Origin of the sequence: Pseudomonas sp. TH08 (genome assembly GCF_016651275.1) — a bacterium.
GTDB lineage: Bacteria > Pseudomonadota > Gammaproteobacteria > Pseudomonadales > Pseudomonadaceae > Aquipseudomonas.
In genome coordinates this window covers 1,204,493-1,228,067 of record NZ_JAEKEE010000004.1, presented here as the reverse complement: position 1 = coordinate 1,228,067, position 23,575 = coordinate 1,204,493, and the positions used below count along the sequence as shown (strand labels likewise).

Annotated in this window: 22 protein-coding genes and 4 tRNA genes; 21 read left to right on the top strand and 5 right to left on the bottom strand. The window is 58.4% G+C overall.

All coding sequences use genetic code 11. The features are described from left to right. The first annotated feature begins 69 nt into the window (after window positions 1-69). From accD to JFT91_RS22535, 14 genes are all read left to right on the top strand, one after another. The gene (accD, locus tag JFT91_RS22600) at window positions 70-990 is read left to right on the top strand and encodes an acetyl-CoA carboxylase, carboxyltransferase subunit beta (RefSeq protein WP_201147088.1); all 921 of its coding nucleotides are present in this window, start codon (window positions 70-72) and stop codon (window positions 988-990) included. Then, window positions 987-2,294, top strand: a complete 1,308-nt coding sequence (folC, locus tag JFT91_RS22595) for a bifunctional tetrahydrofolate synthase/dihydrofolate synthase (RefSeq protein WP_201233907.1) — start codon at window positions 987-989, stop codon at window positions 2,292-2,294. The genes accD and folC overlap by 4 nt, the downstream gene beginning before the upstream one ends. Next, a complete protein-coding gene (locus tag JFT91_RS22590; RefSeq protein WP_201233906.1) occupies window positions 2,278-2,946 on the top strand; it encodes an SPOR domain-containing protein in 669 nt (222 codons plus the stop codon). The genes folC and JFT91_RS22590 overlap by 17 nt, the downstream gene beginning before the upstream one ends. Window positions 2,947-3,044: 98 nt before the next feature. Further along, window positions 3,045-3,605 carry a CvpA family protein gene (locus JFT91_RS22585; protein ID WP_201147085.1) on the top strand — a complete coding sequence of 187 codons (561 nt, stop codon included), beginning with the start codon at window positions 3,045-3,047 and terminating at the stop codon, window positions 3,603-3,605. Window positions 3,606-3,646: 41 nt separating this feature from the next. Further along, complete coding sequence (gene purF / locus JFT91_RS22580; protein WP_007913462.1) at window positions 3,647-5,152, top strand: amidophosphoribosyltransferase; 1,506 nt, start codon at window positions 3,647-3,649, stop codon at window positions 5,150-5,152. A 72-nt stretch (window positions 5,153-5,224) separates the two neighbouring features. After that, entirely contained in the window at window positions 5,225-6,436 is a 1,212-nt protein-coding gene (locus tag JFT91_RS22575; RefSeq protein ID WP_201227159.1) for an O-succinylhomoserine sulfhydrylase, read from the top strand. Then, window positions 6,433-7,209, top strand: a complete 777-nt coding sequence (locus tag JFT91_RS22570; RefSeq protein WP_201233905.1) for an SDR family oxidoreductase — start codon at window positions 6,433-6,435, stop codon at window positions 7,207-7,209. Before JFT91_RS22575 ends, JFT91_RS22570 begins: the two co-directional genes overlap by 4 nt. Window positions 7,210-7,377: 168 nt before the next feature. Further along, a tRNA-Val gene (locus tag JFT91_RS22565) sits at window positions 7,378-7,453 on the top strand. A gap of 56 nt (window positions 7,454-7,509) precedes the next feature. Continuing rightward, window positions 7,510-7,586, top strand: a tRNA-Asp gene (locus JFT91_RS22560). 94 nt (window positions 7,587-7,680) lie between these two features. Further along, window positions 7,681-7,757: transfer RNA gene (locus JFT91_RS22555), tRNA-Asp, on the top strand. Between the two features lie 497 nt (window positions 7,758-8,254). After that, window positions 8,255-11,086, top strand: a complete 2,832-nt coding sequence (locus JFT91_RS22550; RefSeq protein ID WP_201233904.1) for a xanthine dehydrogenase family protein molybdopterin-binding subunit — start codon at window positions 8,255-8,257, stop codon at window positions 11,084-11,086. Beyond that, a complete protein-coding gene (locus JFT91_RS22545) occupies window positions 11,079-11,618 on the top strand; it encodes a (2Fe-2S)-binding protein (RefSeq protein ID WP_201227156.1) in 540 nt (179 codons plus the stop codon). The genes JFT91_RS22550 and JFT91_RS22545 overlap by 8 nt, the downstream gene beginning before the upstream one ends. 2 nt (window positions 11,619-11,620) lie before the next feature. After that, a complete protein-coding gene (locus JFT91_RS22540; RefSeq protein WP_201233903.1) occupies window positions 11,621-12,856 on the top strand; it encodes a c-type cytochrome in 1,236 nt (411 codons plus the stop codon). Window position 12,857: 1 nt separating this feature from the next. After that, window positions 12,858-13,829: an XdhC family protein gene (locus JFT91_RS22535; RefSeq protein ID WP_201233902.1), complete on the top strand. Its 972-nt coding sequence runs from the start codon at window positions 12,858-12,860 to the stop codon at window positions 13,827-13,829. A gap of 126 nt (window positions 13,830-13,955) precedes the next feature. On the opposite strand, the gene JFT91_RS22530 is transcribed toward JFT91_RS22535, so the two are convergent. Next, window positions 13,956-15,239 carry an NAD(P)/FAD-dependent oxidoreductase gene (locus tag JFT91_RS22530; RefSeq protein ID WP_201233901.1) on the bottom strand — a complete coding sequence of 428 codons (1,284 nt, stop codon included), beginning with the start codon at window positions 15,237-15,239 and terminating at the stop codon, window positions 13,956-13,958. Between the two features lie 183 nt (window positions 15,240-15,422). Here JFT91_RS22530 and JFT91_RS22525 point away from each other — a divergent pair. The 3 genes from JFT91_RS22525 to JFT91_RS22515 all read left to right on the top strand — a co-directional run bounded on the left by JFT91_RS22525 (window position 15,423) and on the right by JFT91_RS22515 (window position 17,263). After that, window positions 15,423-15,499 (top strand) — tRNA-Val (locus JFT91_RS22525). 57 nt (window positions 15,500-15,556) lie between these two features. After that, window positions 15,557-16,024: a hypothetical protein gene (locus tag JFT91_RS22520; RefSeq protein WP_201233900.1), complete on the top strand. Its 468-nt coding sequence runs from the start codon at window positions 15,557-15,559 to the stop codon at window positions 16,022-16,024. Between the two features lie 663 nt (window positions 16,025-16,687). Next, a complete protein-coding gene (locus JFT91_RS22515; protein WP_201233899.1) occupies window positions 16,688-17,263 on the top strand; it encodes a DUF2214 family protein in 576 nt (191 codons plus the stop codon). 232 nt (window positions 17,264-17,495) lie between these two features. Here JFT91_RS22515 and csrA read toward each other — a convergent pair whose 3' ends face one another. Then, the gene (gene csrA, locus JFT91_RS22510; RefSeq protein WP_003179932.1) at window positions 17,496-17,690 is read right to left on the bottom strand and encodes a carbon storage regulator CsrA; all 195 of its coding nucleotides are present in this window, start codon (window positions 17,688-17,690) and stop codon (window positions 17,496-17,498) included. A gap of 250 nt (window positions 17,691-17,940) precedes the next feature. Between csrA and JFT91_RS22505 the strand changes: the two genes are divergently transcribed. Both JFT91_RS22505 and JFT91_RS22500 read left to right on the top strand, forming a co-directional pair. After that, complete coding sequence (locus JFT91_RS22505; RefSeq protein ID WP_008083248.1) at window positions 17,941-18,309, top strand: hypothetical protein; 369 nt, start codon at window positions 17,941-17,943, stop codon at window positions 18,307-18,309. 87 nt (window positions 18,310-18,396) lie between these two features. After that, a complete protein-coding gene (locus tag JFT91_RS22500; protein WP_201202306.1) occupies window positions 18,397-19,308 on the top strand; it encodes a siderophore-interacting protein in 912 nt (303 codons plus the stop codon). Between the two features lie 54 nt (window positions 19,309-19,362). Here the strand turns inward: JFT91_RS22500 and JFT91_RS22495 are convergent, their stop codons facing one another. The 3 genes from JFT91_RS22495 to JFT91_RS22485 all read right to left on the bottom strand — a co-directional run bounded on the left by JFT91_RS22495 (window position 19,363) and on the right by JFT91_RS22485 (window position 21,612). Continuing rightward, window positions 19,363-20,052, bottom strand: a complete 690-nt coding sequence (locus JFT91_RS22495; protein WP_201227151.1) for an endonuclease — start codon at window positions 20,050-20,052, stop codon at window positions 19,363-19,365. Window positions 20,053-20,056: 4 nt separating this feature from the next. Further along, complete coding sequence (locus JFT91_RS22490) at window positions 20,057-20,326, bottom strand: DUF1654 domain-containing protein (protein WP_166219800.1); 270 nt, start codon at window positions 20,324-20,326, stop codon at window positions 20,057-20,059. Window positions 20,327-20,523: 197 nt separating this feature from the next. Then, window positions 20,524-21,612, bottom strand: a complete 1,089-nt coding sequence (locus JFT91_RS22485; RefSeq protein ID WP_201148250.1) for an asparaginase — start codon at window positions 21,610-21,612, stop codon at window positions 20,524-20,526. A 349-nt stretch (window positions 21,613-21,961) separates the two neighbouring features. Between JFT91_RS22485 and JFT91_RS22480 the strand changes: the two genes are divergently transcribed. Both JFT91_RS22480 and JFT91_RS22475 read left to right on the top strand, forming a co-directional pair. After that, on the top strand, window positions 21,962-22,408 hold the full coding sequence (locus JFT91_RS22480; protein WP_201202310.1) for a hypothetical protein: 447 nt from the start codon (window positions 21,962-21,964) through the stop codon (window positions 22,406-22,408). 201 nt (window positions 22,409-22,609) lie between these two features. Next, on the top strand, window positions 22,610-23,566 hold the full coding sequence (locus JFT91_RS22475; RefSeq protein WP_201227149.1) for a sugar ABC transporter substrate-binding protein: 957 nt from the start codon (window positions 22,610-22,612) through the stop codon (window positions 23,564-23,566). Window positions 23,567-23,575: the final 9 nt, after the last annotated feature.

Sequence of the window (23,575 nt, the reverse complement as noted above, 5' to 3'; positions counted from 1 at the left end):
TTTAGCTGAAGGGCATACGCGGGGCTGCGAACCAGAGCGTTCGGGCCGCCGGTACTGGAGAAAGAAAGCATGAGCAACTGGTTAGTAGACAAACTGATCCCTTCGATCATGCGCTCGGAGGTCAAGAAGAGCTCGGTGCCTGAAGGTCTGTGGCACAAATGCCCGTCCTGCGAGGCTGTGCTGTATCGTCCGGAGCTGGAAAAGACCCTGGATGTTTGCCCCAAGTGCAACCACCACATGCGCATCGGCGCACGTGCGCGCATCGACATCTTCCTCGATGCTGAAGGTCGCAACGAACTGGGCGCCGATCTGGAGCCGGTTGACCGTCTGAAATTCCGCGACGGCAAGAAGTACAAGGATCGCCTGACCGCTGCACAGAAGCAGACCGGCGAAAAAGACGCGCTGATCTCCGTCAGCGGCACCCTGCTGGGCATGCCGGTAGTGGTTTCGGCATTCGAATTCAGCTTCATGGGCGGTTCCATGGGCGCTATCGTCGGTGAGCGTTTTGTCCGCGCCGCCAACTACGCGCTGGAAAATCGCTGCCCGATGATCTGCTTCGCCGCCTCCGGTGGTGCGCGCATGCAGGAAGCGCTGATCTCGCTGATGCAGATGGCCAAGACCTCGGCTGTTCTGGCGCGTTTGCGTGAAGAAGGCATTCCGTTCATCTCGGTACTGACTGACCCGGTGTATGGTGGTGTTTCCGCCAGCCTGGCGATGCTCGGCGACGTGATCGTCGGCGAGCCGAAAGCCCTGATCGGCTTCGCTGGTCCGCGCGTTATCGAGCAGACCGTGCGTGAAAAACTGCCGGAAGGCTTCCAGCGCAGCGAGTTCCTGCTGGAACACGGCGCGATTGACATGATCGTTCACCGTCAGGAATTGCGCCCACGTCTGGGTAACCTGCTGGCACAGATGACTGGCAAGCCGACGCCGAAATTCGTCGCTGCACCGATCGAACCGATCGTGGTTCCACCGGTACCTGCTGGCCTATGACCGAGCGCACCCTTGGCGAGTGGCTCGCCTACCTTGAACAGTTGCATCCTTCGGCCATCGACATGGGGCTGGAGCGTTCGCAACAGGTAGCGTCCCGCATGGGGCTAGGCCAGCCGGCGCCTCGGGTGATCACGGTCACCGGCACCAACGGCAAGGGTTCGACCTGCGCTTTCGTGGCTTCATTGCTGCGCGCGCAGGGTCTGAGCGTTGGTGTCTACAATTCCCCGCATCTGCTGCGTTACAACGAGCGGGTGCAGCTCAATGGCGTCGAAGCCACTGATGCACAACTGTGCGAAGCCTTTGCTGCGGTCGAGGCCGGGCGCGGCGACATTTCCCTGACTTACTTTGAAATGGGCACCCTCGCGGCGTTCTGGCTGTTTCAACAGGCCGGACTTGATGCGGTGGTGCTTGAGGTGGGGCTGGGCGGGCGTCTGGACACGGTCAACGTGGTCGATGCCGATATCGCCTTGGTCACCAGCATTGGCGTCGATCACGCCGATTATCTGGGCAATACCCGCGAATCCGTGGCCTTTGAAAAGGCCGGGATCTTTCGCCAGGGCAAACCTGCGCTGTGTGGCGATCTGAACCCTCCGCAACCGCTGCTCGACAAGGCGCGTGAGCTGGCCTGTCCATTCTTCCTGCGTGGACGTGATTTCGATCTCGGCATGACCGATCAACATTGGCAGTGGCGCGGCACCGATGCGCAGGGACAGGTTGTCGAGTTGCGTGGCTTGCCGCTGCTCGACCTGCCGATGGAGAACGCCGCATTGGCCTTGCAGGCCTATCTGTTGCTCGGTTTGCCGTGGGATCCCCGGCAAATCGTTGCTGCGTTGCAGGACACTCGTGTGGTCGGACGCCTTGATCGCCGTTCGTTCGAGTGGAATGGCAAACGCCTGAATGTGTTGCTGGATGTGGGGCACAATCCGCATGCCGCCGAGTATCTGGCCCGTCGTCTGGCCTCGCGACCACCAGTCGGCAAGCGCCTGGCGGTGTTCGGTCTGCTGGCCGACAAGGATCTGGATGGTGTTGTCGGCGAATTGAGTGCTAGTGTCGAGCATTGGGCGGTGGCGCCGCTGGATTCGCCTCGTTCACGCCCGGCGGTTGAGTTGCAGGCAGCCCTGCAGAACCTTGGCGCTGGCGTCACGTCTTACGACAGTGTCGCCGCTGCGCTGGAAGGGCAGTGCGCCGTGGCCACCGCTGACGACGAGATTCTGTTGTTCGGATCATTTTATTGTGTTGCCGAGGCCCTTGAATGGTTGGCCCGGCGCTCCACGGAGGAAGCGGCAAATGGCTTTGCTGGATAAAGCGTACAAGCAGCGCATGGTTGGCGCGTTGGTGCTGGTGGCGCTGGCGGTGATTTTCCTGCCGATGCTGTTTACCCGTCAGGATGAACAGCGTCAGGTGACTGTCGAAGCGCCTGCCGCACCGCAAGCGCCCGTGGTGCCGCAAGTGCAAATGGAGTCGGTGGCGGTGCCTGAGCCGCAAACCTTGCCGCAAGAGCCTGTGCCCACGGATGAAGAGGTCGCAGAAGACACCGCGCCTGCTGCACCCGTTGCGCCGGCACCGACTGCACCGACTGCACCGACTGCTCCGATCTTGATCGCCAAGCCCGTCGCGCCACCAGCGGTGTCCAAGCCGATTCCGGCACCTGCTCAGCCGATTACTGCCGCTTCGACCAAGCCTGACACCACGCAAAGCCGTGTCGATGCCAACGGCCTGTCGGTGAGCTGGTCGGTGCAACTGGCCAGTCTGTCGAGTCGCGCCAGTGCCGAAAGCCTGCAGAAAACCCTGCGCAGCCAAGGCTATAACGCCTACATTCGTTCTGCCGATGGCAAGAATCGGGTGTTTGTCGGCCCGCTGATCGAGCGCGCCGAAGCCGATCGTCTGCGTGATCTGCTGGGTCGCCAACAGAACCTCAAGGGTTTTGTCGTACGTTTCCAGCCTGAGCGCGGCTAAAAACTATCACCTCGATTGAAATGCGCTGACAATCGCAGCTTACCGAGAGGCATGCGCTCTGCTAAAATGCGCCGCCTTATCCGTCTGTAGGCTGCACTGTGCCATTTACCTGGGTTGACTGGGCGATCGTTGCAATCATCGCCATCTCCGCTTTGATCAGTTTGAGCCGCGGCTTCGTCAAGGAAGCATTATCGCTGGTGACCTGGATCATCGCAGGAGCGGTTGCCTGGATGTTCGGTGGCTCACTGTCCGAGTACCTCGCCGGATACATCGAAACCCCATCGGCTCGCGTGATCGCGGGCTGTGCCATCATGTTTGTCGCCACGCTGATCGTGGGCGCAATGATCAATTATCTTATCGGCGAGTTGGTTCGCGTCACCGGGTTGTCCGGGACCGATCGATTCCTCGGCATGGCCTTCGGCGCTGCGCGTGGCGTGTTGCTGGTGGTCGTGGCGGTCGGGCTGTTGAGCCTGGGGCCGGTACAGCAGGACGGGTGGTGGAAAGAATCACAGCTCGTGCCAAAGTTTCTATTGGTCGCCGACTGGTCCAAAAACCTGATCCTCGGGTGGAGCAGTCAGTGGCTTGCCAGCGGAATCAGCGTACCCGCTGATATTCCGTTCAAGGAGCAATTCTTGCCGTCGGCGAAAACGCCACAGTGAGTGTTGTTCAGTTCAGATCCATTAAGTAGGGGTTGCGTCGCATGTGTGGCATCGTCGGTATCGTCGGTAAGTCGAACGTCAATCAGGCGCTGTATGACGCGCTAACCGTGCTCCAGCACCGCGGCCAGGACGCTGCCGGTATCGTCACCAGCCATGATGGCCGGTTGTTCCTGCGCAAGGACAATGGCCTGGTGCGTGACGTGTTTCAACAGCGTCACATGCAGCGTCTGGTCGGTCACATGGGTATCGGTCACGTCCGTTACCCGACCGCGGGCAGCTCGACTTCGGCCGAAGCCCAACCGTTTTACGTCAACTCGCCTTACGGCATTACCCTGGCGCACAACGGTAACCTGACCAACGTTGAACAGTTGGCCAAAGAGATTTACGAATCCGATCTGCGTCACGTCAACACCAGTTCCGACTCGGAAGTGCTGCTCAACGTGTTCGCTCACGAACTGGCCCAGCGCGGCAAGCTGCAACCGACCGAAGAAGATGTGTTTGCTGCCGTGACCGACGTGCATAACCGTTGCGTCGGTGGTTACGCGGTGGTTGCCATGGTGACCGGTTACGGCATCGTCGGTTTCCGCGATCCGCACGGCATCCGCCCGATTGTGTTCGGCCAGCGTCACACCGACGAAGGCGTCGAGTACATGATCGCGTCCGAAAGCGTTTCGCTGGACGTGCTTGGCTTCACCCTGATTCGCGACCTGGCGCCAGGCGAAGCGGTCTACATCACTGAAGACGGCAAGCTGCATACCCGTCAGTGCGCGACCAACCCGTCCCTGACCCCATGCATCTTCGAACACGTCTACCTGGCGCGTCCGGACTCGATCATCGACGGCGTGTCGGTCTACAAGGCCCGTCTGCGCATGGGTGAGAAGCTCGCCGAGAAGATCCTGCGCGAGCGTCCAGAGCACGACATCGACGTGGTCATCCCGATTCCGGACACCAGCCGCACTGCAGCGCTGGAACTGGCGAACCACCTGGGCGTGAAATTCCGCGAAGGCTTCGTCAAGAACCGTTACATCGGCCGTACCTTCATCATGCCGGGCCAGGCCGCGCGCAAGAAGTCGGTTCGCCAGAAGCTCAACGCTATCGAGCTGGAATTCCGCGGCAAGAACGTGATGCTGGTTGACGACTCGATCGTACGCGGCACCACCTGCAAGCAGATCATCCAGATGGCCCGTGAGGCCGGCGCGAAAAACGTCTACTTCTGCTCGGCTGCTCCAGCGGTGCGCTTCCCGAACGTTTACGGCATCGACATGCCGAGCGCTCACGAACTGATCGCCCACAACCGTTCGACTCAGGACGTGGCGGATCTGATCGGCGCCGACTGGCTGATCTATCAGGACCTGCCTGACTTGATCGAAGCGGTCGGTGGCGGCAAGATCAAGATCGAAAACTTCGATTGCGCAGTGTTCGACGGCAAGTACGTTACCGGCGACGTCGACGAGGCCTACCTGAACAAGATCGAACAGGCGCGTAACGACTCCTCGAAGATCAAGACCCAGGCGGTCAGTGCGATCATCGATCTGTACAACAACTAAGTAACCACCGGCCCTGAGGGGCCGGTTTTGTATCTGACTTTTATTTTTCAGAACAGGGCAAGGAGTGACAGCATGAGTCAGGAATGGGATGCCGGTCGGCTGGACAGCGACCTTGAAGGCGTAGCGTTCGATACCCTGGCCGTACGTGCCGGTCAGCACCGTACGCCGGAAGGTGAACACGGTGATCCGATGTTCTTCACCTCCAGCTACGTGTTCCGTACCGCTGCCGATGCGGCCGCGCGGTTTGCTGGCGAAGTGCCGGGCAACGTCTACTCGCGTTACACCAACCCGACCGTTCGTGCGTTCGAAGAGCGCATTGCAGCGCTCGAAAGCGCCGAGCAGGCCGTTGCGACTGCGACCGGCATGGCCGCGATCATGGCGGTGGTGATGAGTCTGTGCAGCGCTGGCGACCACGTGCTGGTCTCTCGCAGCGTGTTCGGTTCGACCATCAGTCTGTTCGAGAAATACTTCAAGCGTTTCGGCGTCGAAGTCGATTATGTGCCACTGGCCGACCTGTCCGGTTGGGATGCGGCAATCAAGCCGAACACCAAATTGCTCTTCGTCGAATCGCCGTCCAACCCTCTGGCTGAACTGGTCGATATCGCCGCGCTGGCAGAAATCGCTCACGCCAAAGGCGCGATGCTGGTTGTCGACAACTGCTTCTGCACACCTGCTTTGCAACAACCGCTGAAAATGGGCGCGGACATCGTTGTGCATTCGGCGACCAAGTTCATCGACGGCCAGGGCCGTTGCATGGGCGGCGTGGTGGCTGGTCGCAGCGAGCAGATGAAAGAAGTCGTCGGCTTCCTGCGTACAGCCGGGCCAACCCTGAGCCCGTTCAACGCGTGGATCTTCCTCAAAGGTCTCGAAACCCTGAACCTGCGGATGAAGGCGCACTGCGCCAATGCTCAGCAACTGGCCGAATGGCTGGAGCAGCAGGAGGGCATCGAGAAGGTGCATTACGCCGGCCTCAAGAGCCATCCACAGCACGCGCTGGCCCAGCGTCAGCAAAAGGGCTTTGGTGCGGTCGTCAGTTTTGAGGTCAAGGGCGGTAAAGAGGGCGCCTGGCGCTTTATCGATGCCACCCGACTGATTTCGATCACTGCCAACCTGGGCGACAGCAAAACCACCATCACGCACCCGAGCACCACATCCCACGGCCGCCTGGCGCCGCAGGAACGTGAAGCGGCGGGTATCCGTGACAGCTTGATTCGCATCGCGGTCGGGCTCGAAGACGTGGCCGACCTGCAAGCCGACCTGGCGCGCGGTCTGGCGGCGTTGTGATCGAGTTGTCCACTCCGACCTCGGGCACCCATGGCCGCGTTGCGCTGGTCACGGGTGCCGCGCGCGGCATTGGCCTTGGCATCGCCGCCTGGCTGATCAGCGAAGGCTGGCAGGTGGTGCTGACCGATCTGGATCGTGCGCGCGGCTCGAAAGTGGCGAAGGTGCTGGGCGAAAGTGCCTGGTTCATTGCCATGGATGTTGCGGACGAAGGTCAGGTCGCGCTCGGTGTGGCTGAGGTGTTGGGTCAGTTTGGTCGTCTCGATGCGCTGGTGTGCAACGCGGCGGTCGCTGACCCGCACAACATCACCCTGGAAAGCCTCGATCTGGCTTACTGGAATCGCGTGTTGGCGGTGAATCTCAGTGGGCCGATGTTGCTGGCCAAGCACTGCGCGCCGTATCTGCGTGCGCACAACGGTTCGATCGTCAATCTGGCCTCGACTCGTGCGCGGCAGTCGGAGGCCGACTCCGAGGCGTACGCGGCGAGCAAGGGCGGCCTGCTGGCGTTGACGCATGCGCTGGCGATCAGCCTCGGGCCGGAGATTCGTGTGAATGCGGTGAGCCCGGGCTGGATCGATGCGCGGGACCCATCTGCGCGTCGTGCCGAGCCGCTGGCCGATACCGATCATGCTCAGCATCCGGCGGGCAGGGTAGGGACGGTTGAAGATGTGGCGGCGATGGTTGCGTGGTTGCTGTCGAGGAATGCCGGTTTTGTTACCGGGCAGGAATTCGTCGTCGATGGCGGCATGACCAAGAAGATGATTTACAAGGACTAAGAAGCGAAGCCGCAAACCTGTAGGAGTGAGCCTGCTCGCGATAGCGGTTCCAGGGTTGTCGCTTTCTTCAGGGAATGAAGCAATTTCGTCTTTTTGAAAAAAACTTCAATCCTGCTATTGACTTAGGTTCGCTACCTGCGTAAATTTCGCGGCCTCGGAGATGCAAACGGGTGATTAGCTCAGCTGGGAGAGCGTCTGCCTTACAAGCAGAATGTCGGCGGTTCGATCCCGTCATCACCCACCACTCCCCGAGAAACTTGCGTAAGCAAGAGCGTAGGCTGAAAGTGCCTGCACCGACGCGCAGCGGTAGTTCAGTCGGTTAGAATACCGGCCTGTCACGCCGGGGGTCGCGGGTTCGAGTCCCGTCCGCTGCGCCATATTGAACGAATCAGACACTGTCTGGTTCGCGATTGAAAAGCACCGAAGCTTTCAATCAAAACGAGTTACTTGAGCGCAAGCTCAAAGCGATACGCAGCGGTAGTTCAGTCGGTTAGAATACCGGCCTGTCACGCCGGGGGTCGCGGGTTCGAGTCCCGTCCGCTGCGCCATATCTGCTTCAAGGACCACTGAACGCCTTGAAGCACCGAAGTCAGCATTGCTGAGTCGGATCCGATAGCAAAGACCCTGGTCGAAAGACCGGGGTTTTTTGTGTCTGAAATTTGACCTTTCCCCTCTGCTCCTTCTGCCTGATTCTGGATCCGACACAAATCCCCATGTGGGAGCGAGCCTGCTCGCGAATGCGGTGTATCAGGCAAAAAATGCGCTGACTGACACTACGCCTTCGCGAGCAGGCTCGCTCCCACATAGGGGTGTCGGTTTGTACGGCGACCTCATGCGGTGCCACGTCGCATTGATTTTTTGATTCTTTAGTCAAATTTTTGTAACTGGTTGTTTGCTGCGAGCGCAGAAACCTTTAAAGTTAACCTTTCGGTCAGCTTTGCACTGTCAACACGCCCTTTGTTTAGCCAAAAAGGGCTTCTGCAAGACTCGAGATTCCCAGTAGATAACCAGAAGGGCGGACACATAACCGCCCAGAGGATGATCCATGTCCAACCGTGATATATCCCGGCGCTCGTTCCTCCAGGGCGGGCTGGTGGCGGGTGTGAGCGTCACGCTCACGCCGCTCAGCAGTCAGGCGCTGGCTGCCTTGATGGAAAACAGCGTCACCGTGCCGTCCGAGAAATGGCTCGGCAACAACGGCAAGGCGCGCCAGCGTAACGATGCACTGTCCAAAGTCTGCGGCAGCAAAGTGTTTGCCCGCGACATCCGCTCCAAGGACATGCCGGGCTGGCCTGAGCAGCAAGGTCACGCCATGCTGCTGAAAACCATCAAGGCTGACCGCATCTACGACGGCTACGACCTGTCGTGGCTCGGCGCCGACTTGCAGCCTGACCGCATCGTGACCGCCGCTGATCTGGACAAGGACGGCATCGTCTTCCCGGAAGAGCATGCGCCGGATCCACTGTTGCCTGAAGGCAAGGTGCCGATGTTCATTGGTCACCCGGTGGCCATCCTGATCTGGAATGACTTCGAGCGTTTCCGCCAGGCCAAGAACAAACTCAAATTCAATGACAAGGCGATTCGTTACGGTGCCCAGGTACCGTTCTACGAAGGCGACCCCTACGGTAGCTTTCGCTATGTGCGCGTCGGCGGCCCGACCTCGGCAGACGAAGACGAATTCGCCAGCCTCAAGGACTCGATCCTCTTCCCGATGCTTAAAAACCGTCGCCCGGTGTGGAATTCCCAGCCGAACCTGCACGGTAACCTGACCGAGCGTGGCCTGTTCTACGCCGACCGCATGAAGAAAGAGATCGACACGCCGCCGGACAATTGGCTGGTGTTCGACGAGCGCTACAAAACCCCATCGATCGAACCGGCCGCCATGGAGCCGGACAACGGCAACGGCTGGTACGACCCGAAAACCAAGACCCTGCACTTCGTAGTGGCCACTCAGTGCCCATTGGAAGCGGCGACCGAGACCGCGAAAATGATCGCGCCGTCGCGCTTCGGCCTGGACAACCTGAACATGCACCCCGGTTACACCGTGGGCTACGGTTCCAAAGACCACAACATCTTCGTTTACTACGCAGCCCTCGCTGCACTGTACGGCGCTGGTGTGCCGGTGCGCCTGGCGAATGACCGCTACGAGCAATTCCAGAGCGGCATCAAGCGTCACCCGTTCGACATCCGCTACCAATTGGCCGTGGACAAGAACGACTACAGCTTCAAGATTTTCCGCGCTGAAATGAGCGTCGACGGTGGTGGTCGGATCAACTACAGCCCGTCGGTGGCCGCGGTTGGCGCCACCGCAGCGCAGTCGATCTACTACATGCCGCAGAACGATCTGCAAGTCACCGCGTACCACTCGCGCGGTGTTGAAGCGGGTTCGATGCGCGGTTATGGCACCCTGCAAAGCATGGCGTCGACCGAAATGATGGTCGACGAAATCGCCAATCGCCTCGGTGTCGATGCCATCGATCTGCGTCGCAAGAACGCCCTGCGCTCCGGTATGAAAAACACTCAGGGCGCGATCCCGGCAGGTGCTTTGCGCCTGCACGAGATTCTCGACAAGGCCTCGGTGCACGAAGTCTGGAAAAACCGCGACGCAATCAAAAAGCAGCGCGAAGCGGCAGACCCGGACAACTGGTATGGCGTTGGCTTTGCCATCTGCCAGAAAGACTTCGGCACTGGTTCCGAAGCGCCGATGGCGAGCATCGAGTTCACCGCTGAAGGTCGCATTACCCTGCGCCACATCGGTATCGAGATCGGCACCGGCATGTCCACTTCGCAAGCGCTGGTCGTGGCCGATTTCCTCGGCAGCCCGGCGCATGAAGTGAAGACTGGCGAAACCGAATGGAAGGAAATGCAGCTGATCACCAGCGGCAACCCTTACATCATGAGCCAGGCCGAGCAGGACAACCTGCTGCGCAACCCGCGCTGGGTTGGCAAGTTGGCCTCGGCGTCGTCGGCGACCAACTCCGCTTATTACTTCAGCCATGCCACCCGTGAGGCGGCGCGCGTGCTGTTCAACAACGGTTTGTGGCCAGCGGCGATGGAGATCTGGCGCCAGGGCCCGTACGGCGGTCAGGCCAACCCTTACGTGGTGCGTCGCGAAGATGCGCATTGGGTCGACGGCAAGCTGACGGCCAACGGTATGCAGCCACTGAGCTTCGAAGAGCTGGCCAAACACGCTCACGAGCGTGGTCTGGTGACCGGTGCCACCGTTCACGCCTTCAACCGCTGGAGCTGGGCCGAGGCTGAGTACAGCATCGATGGCGTGCGTGAACGTCTGCCTCTCGACGGTCTGGCGGTGAAGTACGGTGATGGTGCGCCAAAAGCGAAGAAAGCGCTGATGAGCACGGCTGGTTTCCACCTGCTCGATCGCCAGAACATCAACTACCCGGTGACCCAGCTGAACAACGCTGCCGTGACCTACTACAGCCCGGTCGCCACGCTGGTCGAGCTGAAGGTCAACAAGGGCTCGGCGGAAGTCGAAGTGCTCAACCACCATTCGTGGGTCGAGTGCGGTCGTGTGCTGGTCGAAGAATTGGTCAAGGGCCAGATGGAAGGCGGTATCGCCATGGGCATCGGTCACGCCTTGATGGAAGAAATGCCGCTGTACGAAGGCGGGCCGGGGGAGGGTGACTGGAACTTCAACCGTTACCGTTTGCCGATGGCGCGCCACGTTGCCGTGTGGAAACAGACCTCGGAGATTCTCCCGGCGCTGTCGCCAAGCGATCCGTCCAAAGGCATCGCCGAAGTGGTGATGATCCCGATCGTCGGTGCCATCGGTAACGCCGTGGCGCACGCCATCGGTAAACGTGTTCGCGATCTGCCAATCACTGCTGCGCGCATCAAGGAGGCCCTCAATGGCTAACCGTCCGCTTCAACTGACCCTCAATGGTCAATCCGTCGGCCCGGTGGACATCCCTGATGACCTGCCGATGATCGACTACCTGCACGAATACAAAAACCTCACCGGTTCGCGTCTGGGCTGCGGCCAGGGTATCTGCCACGCCTGCGTGGTGATCGTCGACAACCCGGACGGCACCAGCGAAGAAGTGCGCACCTGCATCACTGGCGCGCATTACTTCGAAGGCAAGAAAGTCCGCACCATCGAGTCTCACGCCAAGCGCGATGAGAGCGGTCAGGTGACTGAGCTGAACCCGATCCAGCAGCGCTTCGTCGATGAGTTCGCGTTCCAGTGCAGCTACTGCGCACCAGGCTTCGTCAACGCCGCGACAGTCTTGGTTGAGAAGCTGCAACGTCAGCCAATCGTCAAAAGCCAATTGGAGCGAGTCATCGAGGACAGCCTCGGCCATCACGTCTGCCGTTGCACCGGGTACGTGCGTTATTACAACGCCACCCGCAACGTGCTGACCGATCTCGGCCTGGTCAAGGAGGGTTAAGCATGAAGCTTTTTCTGACCCGCCTGACCCTGGCGGTCGGCCTTGCTGCGCCAGTGTTGTTTGTTCACGCCGAAGATCAGGTCAAGCGCGGCGAGTACCTCGCTCGCGCGGCCGACTGCATGGCTTGCCACACTGCTCCGAGCGGCGCGCCTTTTGCGGGTGGTCTGCCGATCGTCTCGCCGTTCGGCACGATCTACGGCACCAACATCACGCCGAGCAAAGATCATGGCATCGGTTTATACAACGATGACGAGTTCTTCGCTGCGCTGACCGAAGGCAAGCGTCGCGACGGTGCGAACCTGTACCCGGCGATGCCTTACACCTCGTATCACCTGATGCCGCGCGAAGATTCCGACGCGATCCATGCGTACCTGAAAACCATCGAGCCGATCGAACGCGCAGCACCGGTCACCAGCCTGAGCTTTCCATTCAACGTGCGTCCGGGTCTGATCGGCTGGAACATGATGTACGGCAAGGCGCTGAAACTGGAGTCGGCTGAAGGCAAAAGTGAAGCCTGGAAACGTGGCCAGTACATGGTCGAAGTGCTTGGTCACTGCGGCGAATGCCACACGCCACGCGGCCTGCCGGGCGCGATGCAGTTGGATAAACGCCTGACCGGCGGCATTCTCAACGGTTACCTCGCGCCGAGCCTGCTGGCCACTGATCTGGCCGCTCGCGGCTGGAACGAGCAGGATCTGGGTACGTTCCTCAAGCACGGCATGAGCGCGCAAGGGACGATGTTCAACGAGATGTTCCCGGTGTTCCACAACAGCACGCAAGGCCTGAACGATACCGATCTGGCGGCGATGGCAACGTTCCTGCTCGGCGACAAACCGCCGGCAGCCAAAGCGCTGGTTGAAGTGCCAGTCGAGCAACTCAGCGCCAGTGCCCAGCGCGGCCAGCAGGCATACCTGAACGTCTGCGCCGGTTGCCATGCGGTCGGTGGCGAAGGCAAGCCGCACATCGCGGTGGCCATGCGTGGCAACACCACGTTGCGCCTGGAAGACCCGCGCAACCTGTTGCGCGTGATCGAGGATGGTATCGGCGAACAGAAGTTCTCCGGGTTCGAGCACATGCAACCGATGCCGGGTTTCGCCGACAAGCTCAGTCCTGAACAGCTGACCGATCTGCTCAACTACCTGCGTCAAGGGTGGGGCGGGCAGTCTGCCGAGTTGGCAGTGAGTGAAGTGCAAAAGCTGCAAGCTGACGCGCCGTCCATCGAGCACAAGGCACACTGATATGCAGCATCTCGATCTACAAGTGGTGCGGCGGGCGCTGGAGTGGTCGGTGGCGGGGCAGCGCATCTGGCTGTGCACCGTGCTCACCACTTACGGCTCGGCACCGCGTGCGCCGGGTTCGCTGCTGGCGGTGAATGACGGCGGGCAGTGGATCGGGTCGCTGTCCGGCGGCTGCGTCGAGGAAGATTTTCTCGAACGTGTCGCCGAAGGTGCGTTTCTCGATGCCGTCAACGTTGTGCGATACGGCGAGGGCGACGATCCGCGTTCGCGGGTCAGTCTGCCCTGTGGCGGTATTCTCGATGTGCTGGTAGAGAAATTTGACGCCGATTGTGCGGTGCAGGCGCATCTGCGCGAGCTGGAATCGGCGCTGTTGGGTCAGCGCCGCTTGATTCGCGAGGTCGATCTGGCCAGTGGTGCGCGCAGTCTGTTCGCTGATCGCGAGCAGGGTGCGCGGATCGAACGCGAGATTGATCGGGTGCGGATTCGCATCGGTGCGGCGCAGCGCTTGTTGCTCGCCGGGTACTCCAGCGTGGCGCAGGCGTGTGCCGAGTTTGCTGTCGGTCTTGGCTTTGAAGTGATTCTCTGCGATCCGCGTGATGAAGTGCTCGAAGGCGTAGTGCTGGATGGCGTGGAGATCCGTCGACAATTGCCTTCAGTGTTTATCGCCGATGGTGGCTGCCACCGCGATACGGCCGTTGTCGCGTTGACCCATGATCCGCGCATCGACGATCTTGCAATGATGGAAGCGGTGCGCACCGAAGCGTTCTACATTGGCGTGATGGGCTCGCAGCAGACGTCGCAGAAGCGCTTCGAGCGGTTGCGTCGAATCGGTGGGCTGGGGGAGGCGGACTTGGCGCGGATTCATGCGCCGATCGGGCTTAACCTCGGCAGCAAGACGCCGGCGGAGATTGCCTTGGCGGTACTCGCCGACATCTTGCGGATCCGCAGCGGCATCGCCCGCGACCAACTCTGATACAGGCTTGTATATCTACTTGTGGCGAGGGGATTTATCCCCGATGGACTGCGCAGCATTCCCTTCAGGGGGCGCTGCGCGACCCATCGGGGATAAATCCCCTCGCCACAGTTGTTTCACGGTCTGTCAGAAGCCCAGTTTATCCCGCAACCCGTAATACCAAGCCCCCAACGCCGCAAACGGCGTGCGCAACATCTGCCCGCCCGGGAACGGATAGTGCGGCAGATCCGCAAACGCATCAAAACGCTCGGCCTGACCACGCAATGCCTCAGCCAGCACCTTGCCGGCTAAATGCGTGTACGTCACGCCGTGGCCGCTGCAGCCCTGCGAGTAGTAAATGTTGTCACCCAAGCGTCCCACTTGCGGCAAACGCGACAGCGTCAGCAGGAAGTTTCCGGTCCAGGCGTAGTCAATCTTCACATCTTTGAGCTGCGGGAAAGCCTTGAGCATTTTCGGGCGAATGATTGCCTCGATGTTCGCCGGATCACGCGCGCCATACACCACGCCACCGCCGAAGATCAGACGCTTGTCGCCAGTCAGGCGGTAATAGTCGAGCAAGTAATTGCAGTCTTCAACGCAGTAGTCCTGGGGTAATAAGGCTTTCGCCAGCTCATCACCCAGCGGTTCGGTAGTGATCACCTGCGTACCGCATGGCATCGATTTGGCCGCCAGTTCCGGCACCAAATTGCCCAGGTAGGCGTTGCCGGCAACGATGATGAACTTGGCCCTGACCTTGCCTTGCGGCGTGTGCACAACCGGATTGGCTCCGCGCTCGATGCGCACGGCAGGCGATTGCTCATAAATAGTACCGCCGAGGGATTCCACGGCCGCTGCTTCGCCGAGTGCCAGGTTCAGCGGATGAATATGTCCGCCGCTCATATCCAGCATCCCACCGACGTACTGTTCGCATCCGACCACTTCGCGAATGCGACGTTGATCGAGCAGTTCCAGTTGCGTGTGGCCAAAGCGCTCCCAGAGACGCTTCTGCGATTCCAGATGGCCCATCTGTTTGACAGTCAGGGCGGCAAACACGCCGCCGTCCTTCAGGTCGCACTGGATGTTGTATTTGGCCACGCGCTCGCGAATGATCCGGCCGCCTTCGAAAGCCATATGCCCGAGTAATTGCGCTTGCTTCGGGCCGACGGTGCGTTCGATGACGTCGATGTCACGGCTGTAGCTGTTAACGATCTGCCCGCCATTACGCCCGGAGGCGCCGAAACCGACCTTGGCTGCTTCGAGCACGGTGACGCGAAACCCGTTCTCCAGCAGGAACAGGGCAGAGGACAGCCCGGTATACCCGGCGCCAATCACACAGACGTCCGTCTCCACATCACCCTGCAGGGCCGGACGTGGCGGTACGGCATTGGCCGACGCAGCATAATAAGACTCTGGGTAAGGGGTGTTCGCCATCCTGCAGCCTCTGTTTAATATATTTTACGAGTGCGTCGATCCTACCCGAGTTGAAAAACCTCCGCCAGCCACCGGAAAATCCCGGTTGCTGAGCCGAAATTAAATATTTTGCATATTCATAGGGTTAGGTGAAAAAAAGGTGTTGACACCCCTCCGGAATTCCGTAGAATGCCGCCTCACAGCAGGCACGTAGCTCAGTTGGTTAGAGCACCACCTTGACATGGTGGGGGTCGTTGGTTCGAGTCCAATCGCGCCTACCAAACAAAATCCGCTCTGCTGGGCGGTCTAGAAGGGCTCACCGAAAGGTGGGCCCTTTTTTGTTGTCTGCGATTTGCAAAACTTTTGCAAATCCCCTCCGAATGCATTTCAAAACATCGGGCAGGTCACGGGCACTTAAAATCCCAAGCATCAATAACCAGGTCTCCTACCTCTTCGCCAGTAGTCGTGATGCCCAGGCATTCCTTGTTTTTCCTGTAATGGAATTGGCAGTACTGCACGCCCTGCGTGCATCGCTCGACTTCCGTAATGCCCCTTTTGAAAGTTCTACCGCAGTGCCGACAGGCTGCCTCTCTTTCGGCGCATCCGGCCTCCAGCCATCTTTGATCAATGCATTCCGTGCCGATAAAAACGGCATGCTTTCTTTGACTGGAATATCTGTAGCGCAGGCAATGGCACTGGAGAGGCAAAGCAAAATGCAGACCCAAGGAAAGGATCTGATCGTTCGCAGCGCCCTCACTCTCTCTCGGGGCAATCGAAATTCCATGAGTAGATCTTCATGTCTTTGATCTCTTCGCCCACTGTCGCTACGCCGAGGCAGGTTTGGCCTTTTAAATAGTAGAAGCTGCAGAATTGGATGCCCATCGTGCAGGATTCAATTTCAATGAAGCCTTTTCTTATCAGGATATTTTCGACCCCGATCCTTTCTGAGTCGGTTGGATTCGGCTTCCAGCCATTCTGAATCAAGGCGCGCCTGGCACTCGTAAATGACATCCCCTCTTTGATTGGTATCTCTGTGGCGTTCACCAAAAAAACTTGCACAGCACAAGAAGCCGATGAGGGGCCAAGTACTGATACTGCTGATGTTGAGGGTGTGTCCCTGGGGAGTTTTTAGCGGGGAGATTGCCTTGAGGGGGGCGTCGTCCATGAGCGGGGTGCTTCATTGTTTTGCGGTCCTTGCTGATTTGCGTGTGGATGATCCAGTGGGTCGGGATGATGGTCGACTAGCGCTGCGGGGAGGGCTTCGGTTGTCAGGCGTAAAGTCACCGTCCGTCGCTAGCATCCTTTAAAAAAGTGTGGATATTGAATGGTTTACGAGTGTTACTAACCAACCAGTTATCGAAAAAATGTTGTTACCTGCGGGATAAATCAGTAACATTCGCTCCGCGTTCACCACCACGGTTTATGCATTTTTAAATCCCAAGCTTCCATCAGCTGCTTGGGATTTTTTTTTGCCTGCGATTTGGCTGTCGCAGCGCCTGTCTTTCTTCTGCCGATGCTGTGCGGGCAAATCCTTACTTTTTCGACTACTACTGACTGGCGATTTCCAACTCTTTCCTAAGGAGTGTGTCGATGCTGGTTCACTGGTTTCTAGCGGCTATTCATCTATTGGCTTTTGCCTTGGGTTTTTGGGCGGTGCTTACGCGCGGTACAGCATTCCGCCGGTTGGCGGCCGGAACGGGGAGGCCGGGCGAGTGCTGCTCGCCGATAACTTATGGGGCATTTCTGCGCTGATCCTGCTGGTGACGGGTGGGATGCGCGCATTTGGCGGGTATGAGAAAGGTACTGACTATTATCTTCATCAGCCGCTGTTTCATCTGAAGATGACGCTGTTGGTGCTTATTCTGCTGATTGAACTCGCCCCGATGATCACGTTAGTCAAATGGCGGATCGCATCTGCGCGCGGTGCGGCACTCGATACCGAGCGTGCAAAGCTGTACGCACGAATCAGTCATGTCGAGGCGTTGCTGCTTGTATTGATGGTGATAGCAGCCACTGGCATGGCGCGTGGCGTGACATTCGTTTAGGAAGGCGAATTCGCTGTGTTCTATCGGAAATGTCCGACAGCCAGATTCAATAATGGCGGGTAGTATCGCCGGCAACAAAGGATAGGGATGCGGGGAAGAGTCGGATGGGAAGGAGGTCGTGTGTCAGGCGCCGTGCCCAAGGGGATTGGGGAGCGGATGGCAGTACGGCGCGTGAATCTTTAGCCAGTCATTACACGCGGGTAAACGAACTGGCTACTGACTGCGAGGCGAATCAGGGCGTTTGTGGCTTGTCCGGGGCGGTCAGGCCAGCCTGAATGCGCTGGTAAATCTCTTCGCGGTGTACGGCAACGTTCTTTGGAGCGTTAATGCCGATGCGGACTTGTTGGCCGCTTACGCCGAGGATGGTGATCGTAATGTCATCACCAATATTTATGCTTTCACCGACTTTGCGGGTGAGTATCAGCATGGTCTTCTCCTTGATTGCTTTGTAGGGCACCTGATTCAGACAGTGCAGAGGTCGGTGGTACGTATAGATTAGTGCGAAGTCTCACGGTTTGGGTGCCTCTTTCTGACGCGCAGATGCGGCATTAATTCCCAGGGCGTAACTATACAGAGGCTGCAATCATCAATCTCGTTGTTTTGTGCCCATTTTGCGGGGCTCGCGAAGTATTTTTGAATGTTAAGATCGCCGCTTTGAGAATTTCGAGGAAAACGTTGTGCGCAAATTGGTCTGGGTAGTCGCGGCACTGGTTTTGGCCGGTTGTGGTGAAGGCAAGAGTGTAGACGTACCGAAGCCGAAAACGGCAGTGACAGCGGCGCCGGCGGTAGCCTCTGCTCCACAGTGGGATCTTGAGGTGCGCGGTGAAACGCCTCAGGCTGTTAGCGACCTGAGCGGCTGGCTGATCGAACATGCTTTCGTTCCGACGGTCATCAAGGACAGCAGCGGTAAAACGCGGATTCTGATTGGCCCGTTCAACTCCCAGGCCGAGGCCGAAGCTCGCAAGGTGCAAGTGGATGCTGCACTGGTGAAGGCGAAAAAGCAGAATGTCGAATCGGTGTTGGTTGAGCATCCGCTCACGCCATAAGCGATTCATTTGGTGGAGCTGCCTAAAGGTTGTCAGCTGCGATTCGTTCCTATTGAAGTCGCTGATGATTTCCAGAAGGAGCTCCCCATGGCCTCCGCCAATCCCTACAAGTTGTTCGATGTCACCTTGCATCGTAAAACGCATTTGAGCCCGCATATGATGCGGATCACCCTTTCCGGCCCGCCGGTCAATGAAATGGCTACCTGGGCGCCGGATCAACGGGTGAAGCTGTTTTTCCCTGCCGCCGACGGTTCGCAATCACGACTTTCTCAAGGTGAAGGTTGGTACGCCCGCTTCCGGGCGATGCTGGCGGATCGACGTCCTGCGATGCGCACCTACACAATCCGTCACCTGCGCGCTGAACAAGGCGAAGTGGATATCGATTTTGTTCTGCATGGCGAGACCGGCCCGGCATCGCGTTGGGCACTAAGGGCTCAACCCGGTGAGTCGATGCAGATCCTTGCGCCCGACAGCCATTTCTCGGCGCAGGATGCCGGTGGATTCGAATGGAAGCCGCCACAAATTCTCAAGCAGGTTCTACTCGTCGCCGACGCCACGGCGCTGCCGGCTGCCATGGGTATTCTCGATGAGTTGGCGGCGCTCGATGAACCGCCGCAAGTCCAGGCATTCTTTGAGGTGGATAGCGCGCAGGACATGCTTGCCGTTCCTGACTGGCCGGGGCTGTCAGTGCAATGGTTGATCCGTGAACAATCGGGTGAAACCGTCGCCGGAGCGCTGATGGTTGAGGCGGTGCGCGGGGCAACGCTGCCCGTTCATGCGTCGTCAGAGGGGCGTGCAGTCGAGTTGGCCGATGTCGATATCGACAAGGATATTCTCTGGGAAATTGCCGACACCGCACCTGAAGGATTTTACGGCTGGGTCGCCGGTGAAAGTGCGGCAGTCATGAGCTTGCGCAAATACCTGATCAAGGAGTGCGGCATTCCTCGTGAGTCGCTCAATCTGATGGGGTACTGGCGCTACAACAAGTCTGGAAGCTAGTCACAAAAAAGGCCTCGAACATAACATTCGAGGCCTTTCTTTTTTGCGCTGCAATCAGCCGCAGGCTTTCATGTTCACCGGGCCGACAAACTCATTACCGCGCCCCATTACACATGCGACGCTCTGATTGCGCTGACGTTCCCAGTCTTGCACCGGATAAGTCTTGTCCCACGCCTCATACAATTGCCGATCCTGTTTCGACAGGCGCAAACCGTACTGCTTGCTCATGTAGAAATAGGTGCGTGCGATCATGCCGCGAATGGAAGGGCGGGGCATGACCTTCTTGGCCTTGAAGTCGACTTGGGTCAGGCACGAACCGTACTGACCGGATTGCACCGGCAACCAGCCGTAGCTGAAGTTGCTGCGGTCGCCGTTGACCTCGCCAATACTCGGTACCAGGTTGTGCAGATCGGCTTCGGCCTTTTGGTAGGTCGGGTCATAGCGGGTGCAGTTCTTGCGACCGCCTTCCTGCCAGCATTGGCGCTGGTGACCGAACTGCCAGGCCGGCACGATGTGCTCCCACTCGATGCGCGAGGCGCGCTTGGCATTCTTGCGCGGGACGTAACCACAAGCCTTCAGATCCACCTTGTTGCCGGTGTATTTGCACCCGCAATAAAACTCGGTGGACTGCGGTGCATACAGCTTCCACGCGACCTTCTTGGCTTCTGTGAATGTGCGGGGCGCGCCAGCCTGGGCACCCATGGTGATGAACAGCAGCAACAAAGCAAAACAGCGGACAATCATTGAATCAATCTTCCTTCGGCACAACCCAAAAAATCTGCACGCCGCCATCGTCTCGATAGGCGAGGGTGACGTTGTCGTTCTCGTCGATTTCCTCGAGCAGGCGCTCCCACTCATCCATCGGTTCGTCCGGCAAGCGGAAGATCAATGCGGCTTTGGCTTTTTGTGCAGTGGGGGAATTGATGATTTTCTGAACGCGCATACCCATGCGTTCATAAGCGTCAGGAGCATCAGGGGAGGTGGCCACGAGGTTATCCTTATTAAGCTGTACGTGCATACAGTATTTAACTGTAAGCATTTTCGCAACTGCTTAAAATTCAAGAAAATCCTCTGACAGCGGTTTTCCGATTTTGGTGTGAGCTGTGTCGAGTTTTTTGTAGGAGGAGTGCGTTCGAACTGTAGGCGACGCTCCATTCACCAGGCAGGTGAATGGAGCGAAGAGTGCCCGACCAGGACTGATCGGGCGAAGGACAATCAGTATTCCCAGAACATGCGTTGCAGTTCTTTGCTGTCGTTGGTTTTGGTCAGAGCGACCATCGCCAGGATGCGGGCCTTTTGCGGGTTCAGGTCGTGAGCGACAACCCAGTCATACTTGTCGTCAGGCTGTTCGGCGTTACGCAGAACGAAGCCGCCAGCGTTGACGTGAGACGAGCGAATGATCTGCACGCCATCCTTGCGCAGTTCCTGCAGAGCCGGAACTACGCGGGACGATACCGAACCGTTGCCGGTACCGGCGTGGATGATGGCTTTGGCGCCGGACTGGGCGAGTGCCTTGTAGGCGGTATCGCTTACGTTGCCGTAGGAATAGGCGATTTCTACGTCAGGCAGGCTCTTGATGTTTTTGATGTCGAATTCCGAGTCCATGGTGTGACGCTTGGCCGGCAAACGGAACCAGTAGGACTTGCCTTCAACCACCATGCCCAGCGGGCCCCAGGCGCTTTTGAACGCCTCGGTCTTGATGTTGATCATTTTGCTGACGTCGCGACCGGACTGGATTTCATCGTTCATGGTCACCAATACGCCTTTGCCGCGTGCTTCTTTACTGCTGGCCACGGCCACGGCGTTGTACAGGTTGAGCATACCGTCAGCCGACATGGCGGTGCCTGGGCGCATGGAGCCGACAACGATGATCGGTTTGTCGGTCTTCTCGACCAGATTCAGGAAATAAGCGGTTTCTTCCAGAGTGTCGGTGCCGTGAGTGATGACGATGCCATCAACGTCTTTGCTGTCCGCCAGTTCGGCGACGCGACGGCCCAGTTGCAGCAGATTGTCGTTGGTGATGCTTTCGGAGGCGATTTGCATGACCTGTTCGCCACGCACATTCGCCAGTTTGTTCAATTCAGGAATGCCGGCGATCAATTGTTCGATGCCGACTTTGGCCGCTTGATAAGTGGCGCTGTTGGCGGCGCTGGCGCCAGCCCCGGCAATGGTGCCGCCGGTCGCGAGCACAACAACGTTGGCCAGTTTGGTCTGGGTTTCGACTTCTTTTGCCTGAAGGGCGGTGGGCAGGAGCAGGAGGAGGGCCAAAGCGCCCGGAACGAAGTTTTTCAAAGCAGATGTCATTATTTTTCTCTCTAGTAGTGAGACGGTGCTGGTGCAGGTTCATCTAGATGCACCCCGCGCTGATCTGGATGCGCGGGGTGCAGTGAAGGGAGCAGGATCTGTACCAGCCATACTTTGCGTGAGAGAAATGTTTAACTTGATGATTTACATCAGTATTTTATGAGTCGGCAAGATTTTTGGTGAATCGTTTATCCGGGTTTCCGAACAATGGGCGCTTTCGCGTTCGGCTCACCGAAAAGGACTACCGCTTCTGTCGAACAGGCCGGGTTGTGAGTTCTGGATTTCCTGCTAAAGAATCCTGTGCGCAGGCCGATGGGTGTTGAAGGAAACTGAAATCTAGGGAGTTCACATGTCACTGACCATCGGTATTTCAAATCCCGCTGCTGTCACCATTGGTGGTAAGACCGCCGCGACGATCAATGCCATAAGTGCAGCAGAAGCGGATGCTTCCGCCGAGGCGCTGGGCATCGAGAAAGAAGAGAGTAATCAGGTCAGAACCGGTGGGCCCGCGCAGGAAGAGAGCAAGACTGAAAGCAGCGATAACCTGAGCGTTACTGTCAAGATGCTGCTGAAGCGCATGCAGGAATTGCAGAAGCAAATGCAGGAGCAGCAACAGCAACTCGCTGCCGCGCAGGCTGCGAGCTATCCGACGCCAGAGGCCAAGTCGCAGGTGGTCATGTCCATTCAGGGGCAGATCGCGCAAACCAGCGGCGAAATGATGCAGGTCTCGGCGGCGCTGCTGAAAGAGATGTCCAAGGGTTCCAGCAGCGGAAACCTGGTCAGCACCACCGCATAAACGGTGGCGGGGCGGATCAACAGGTTCGCCCTGCAAGAAATGACGATCTCTGATTGTTGACAAATGTCGACGGGATTCGCATAGTTCGGTCTACGCAAACGTTTGCGCGACGTCCCCGGGACATTCTGTCACCGGCGAACGTGACGTAGCTTACGCCAGCGCAAGCGTTGCTCACAATAATCATAAGATCGGAGTGAACCCATGAAGCTGCCATTCGCTGGACGTCTTCTTGCTGTCGCTATGCTGGCTGCCACAGCCGCCGCACTACCTGTCTCTTCGGCATTCGCCGAATCTGCTGAAAAACCCAAAGTCGCACTGGTCATGAAATCACTGGCCAACGAATTCTTCCTGACCATGGAAGATGGCGCCAAGGCGTATCAAAAAGAACACTCTGCCGATTTCGACCTGATCTCCAACGGCATCAAAGACGAAACCGATACCGCAGGCCAAACGCGCATTGTCGAGCAAATGATCCTGGCGAAGGTTAATGCCCTGGTTATCGCGCCGTCTGATTCCAAGGCCATGGTGCCGGTGATCAAGAAAGCCGTTGATGCCGGTATTACCGTGATCAACATCGACAACCAACTCGATCCGGCAATCGTCAAAAGCAAAAACATCAGCGTGCCATTCGTAGGCCCGGACAACCGCAAAGGCGCGCGTCTGGTCGGCGAATACCTGGCCAAACAGCTCAAGGCCGGTGATGAAGTCGGCATCATTGAAGGCGTGTCGACGACGACCAACGCCCAGCAACGTACCGCTGGTTTCAAGGATGCGATGGACGCCGCGCAGATCAAGATCGTTTCCCTGCAGTCCGGTGACTGGGAGATCGACAAAGGCAACAAGGTTGCCGCTTCGATTCTCAGCGAATACCCGGACGTCAAAGCGTTGCTCGCCGGCAACGACAGCATGGCTGTAGGTGCTGTTTCGGCAGTTCGTGCGGCTGGCAAGGCTGGCCAGGTGCAAGTGGTCGGCTACGACAATATCAATGCGATCAAGCCTATGTTGAAGGACGGTCGCGTATTGGCGACGGCCGATCAGTTCGCCGCCAAGCAAGCCGTATTCGGTATCGAGACTGCGCTGAAGATCATCAAGGGCGAGAAAGTCGACAGCGGTACCAATGGCGTGATTGAAACGCCGGTCGAACTGGTCACCAAGTAAGTCTTCTGG

Excerpts from the sequence above, each read along its gene's own strand:
- JFT91_RS22590 (WP_201233906.1), top strand. The coding sequence starts at position 2,278 with ATGGCTTTGCTGGATAAAGCGTACAAGCAGCGCATGGTTGGCGCGTTG.
- JFT91_RS22480 (WP_201202310.1), top strand. The coding sequence starts at position 21,962 with ATGTCACTGACCATCGGTATTTCAAATCCCGCTGCTGTCACCATTGGT.
- JFT91_RS22475 (WP_201227149.1), top strand. The coding sequence starts at position 22,610 with ATGAAGCTGCCATTCGCTGGACGTCTTCTTGCTGTCGCTATGCTGGCT.
- JFT91_RS22545 (WP_201227156.1), top strand. The coding sequence starts at position 11,079 with ATGGCTAACCGTCCGCTTCAACTGACCCTCAATGGTCAATCCGTCGGC.
- JFT91_RS22535 (WP_201233902.1), top strand. The coding sequence starts at position 12,858 with ATGCAGCATCTCGATCTACAAGTGGTGCGGCGGGCGCTGGAGTGGTCG.
- purF (WP_007913462.1), top strand. The coding sequence starts at position 3,647 with ATGTGTGGCATCGTCGGTATCGTCGGTAAGTCGAACGTCAATCAGGCG.
- JFT91_RS22540 (WP_201233903.1), top strand. The coding sequence starts at position 11,621 with ATGAAGCTTTTTCTGACCCGCCTGACCCTGGCGGTCGGCCTTGCTGCG.
- JFT91_RS22530 (WP_201233901.1), bottom strand. The coding sequence starts at position 15,239 with ATGGCGAACACCCCTTACCCAGAGTCTTATTATGCTGCGTCGGCCAAT.
- folC (WP_201233907.1), top strand. The coding sequence starts at position 987 with ATGACCGAGCGCACCCTTGGCGAGTGGCTCGCCTACCTTGAACAGTTG.
- JFT91_RS22490 (WP_166219800.1), bottom strand. The coding sequence starts at position 20,326 with ATGCACGTACAGCTTAATAAGGATAACCTCGTGGCCACCTCCCCTGAT.
- csrA (WP_003179932.1), bottom strand. The coding sequence starts at position 17,690 with ATGCTGATACTCACCCGCAAAGTCGGTGAAAGCATAAATATTGGTGAT.
- JFT91_RS22550 (WP_201233904.1), top strand. The coding sequence starts at position 8,255 with ATGTCCAACCGTGATATATCCCGGCGCTCGTTCCTCCAGGGCGGGCTG.
- accD (WP_201147088.1), top strand. The coding sequence starts at position 70 with ATGAGCAACTGGTTAGTAGACAAACTGATCCCTTCGATCATGCGCTCG.
- JFT91_RS22500 (WP_201202306.1), top strand. The coding sequence starts at position 18,397 with ATGGCCTCCGCCAATCCCTACAAGTTGTTCGATGTCACCTTGCATCGT.
- JFT91_RS22575 (WP_201227159.1), top strand. The coding sequence starts at position 5,225 with ATGAGTCAGGAATGGGATGCCGGTCGGCTGGACAGCGACCTTGAAGGC.
- JFT91_RS22485 (WP_201148250.1), bottom strand. The coding sequence starts at position 21,612 with ATGACATCTGCTTTGAAAAACTTCGTTCCGGGCGCTTTGGCCCTCCTC.
- JFT91_RS22495 (WP_201227151.1), bottom strand. The coding sequence starts at position 20,052 with ATGATTGTCCGCTGTTTTGCTTTGTTGCTGCTGTTCATCACCATGGGT.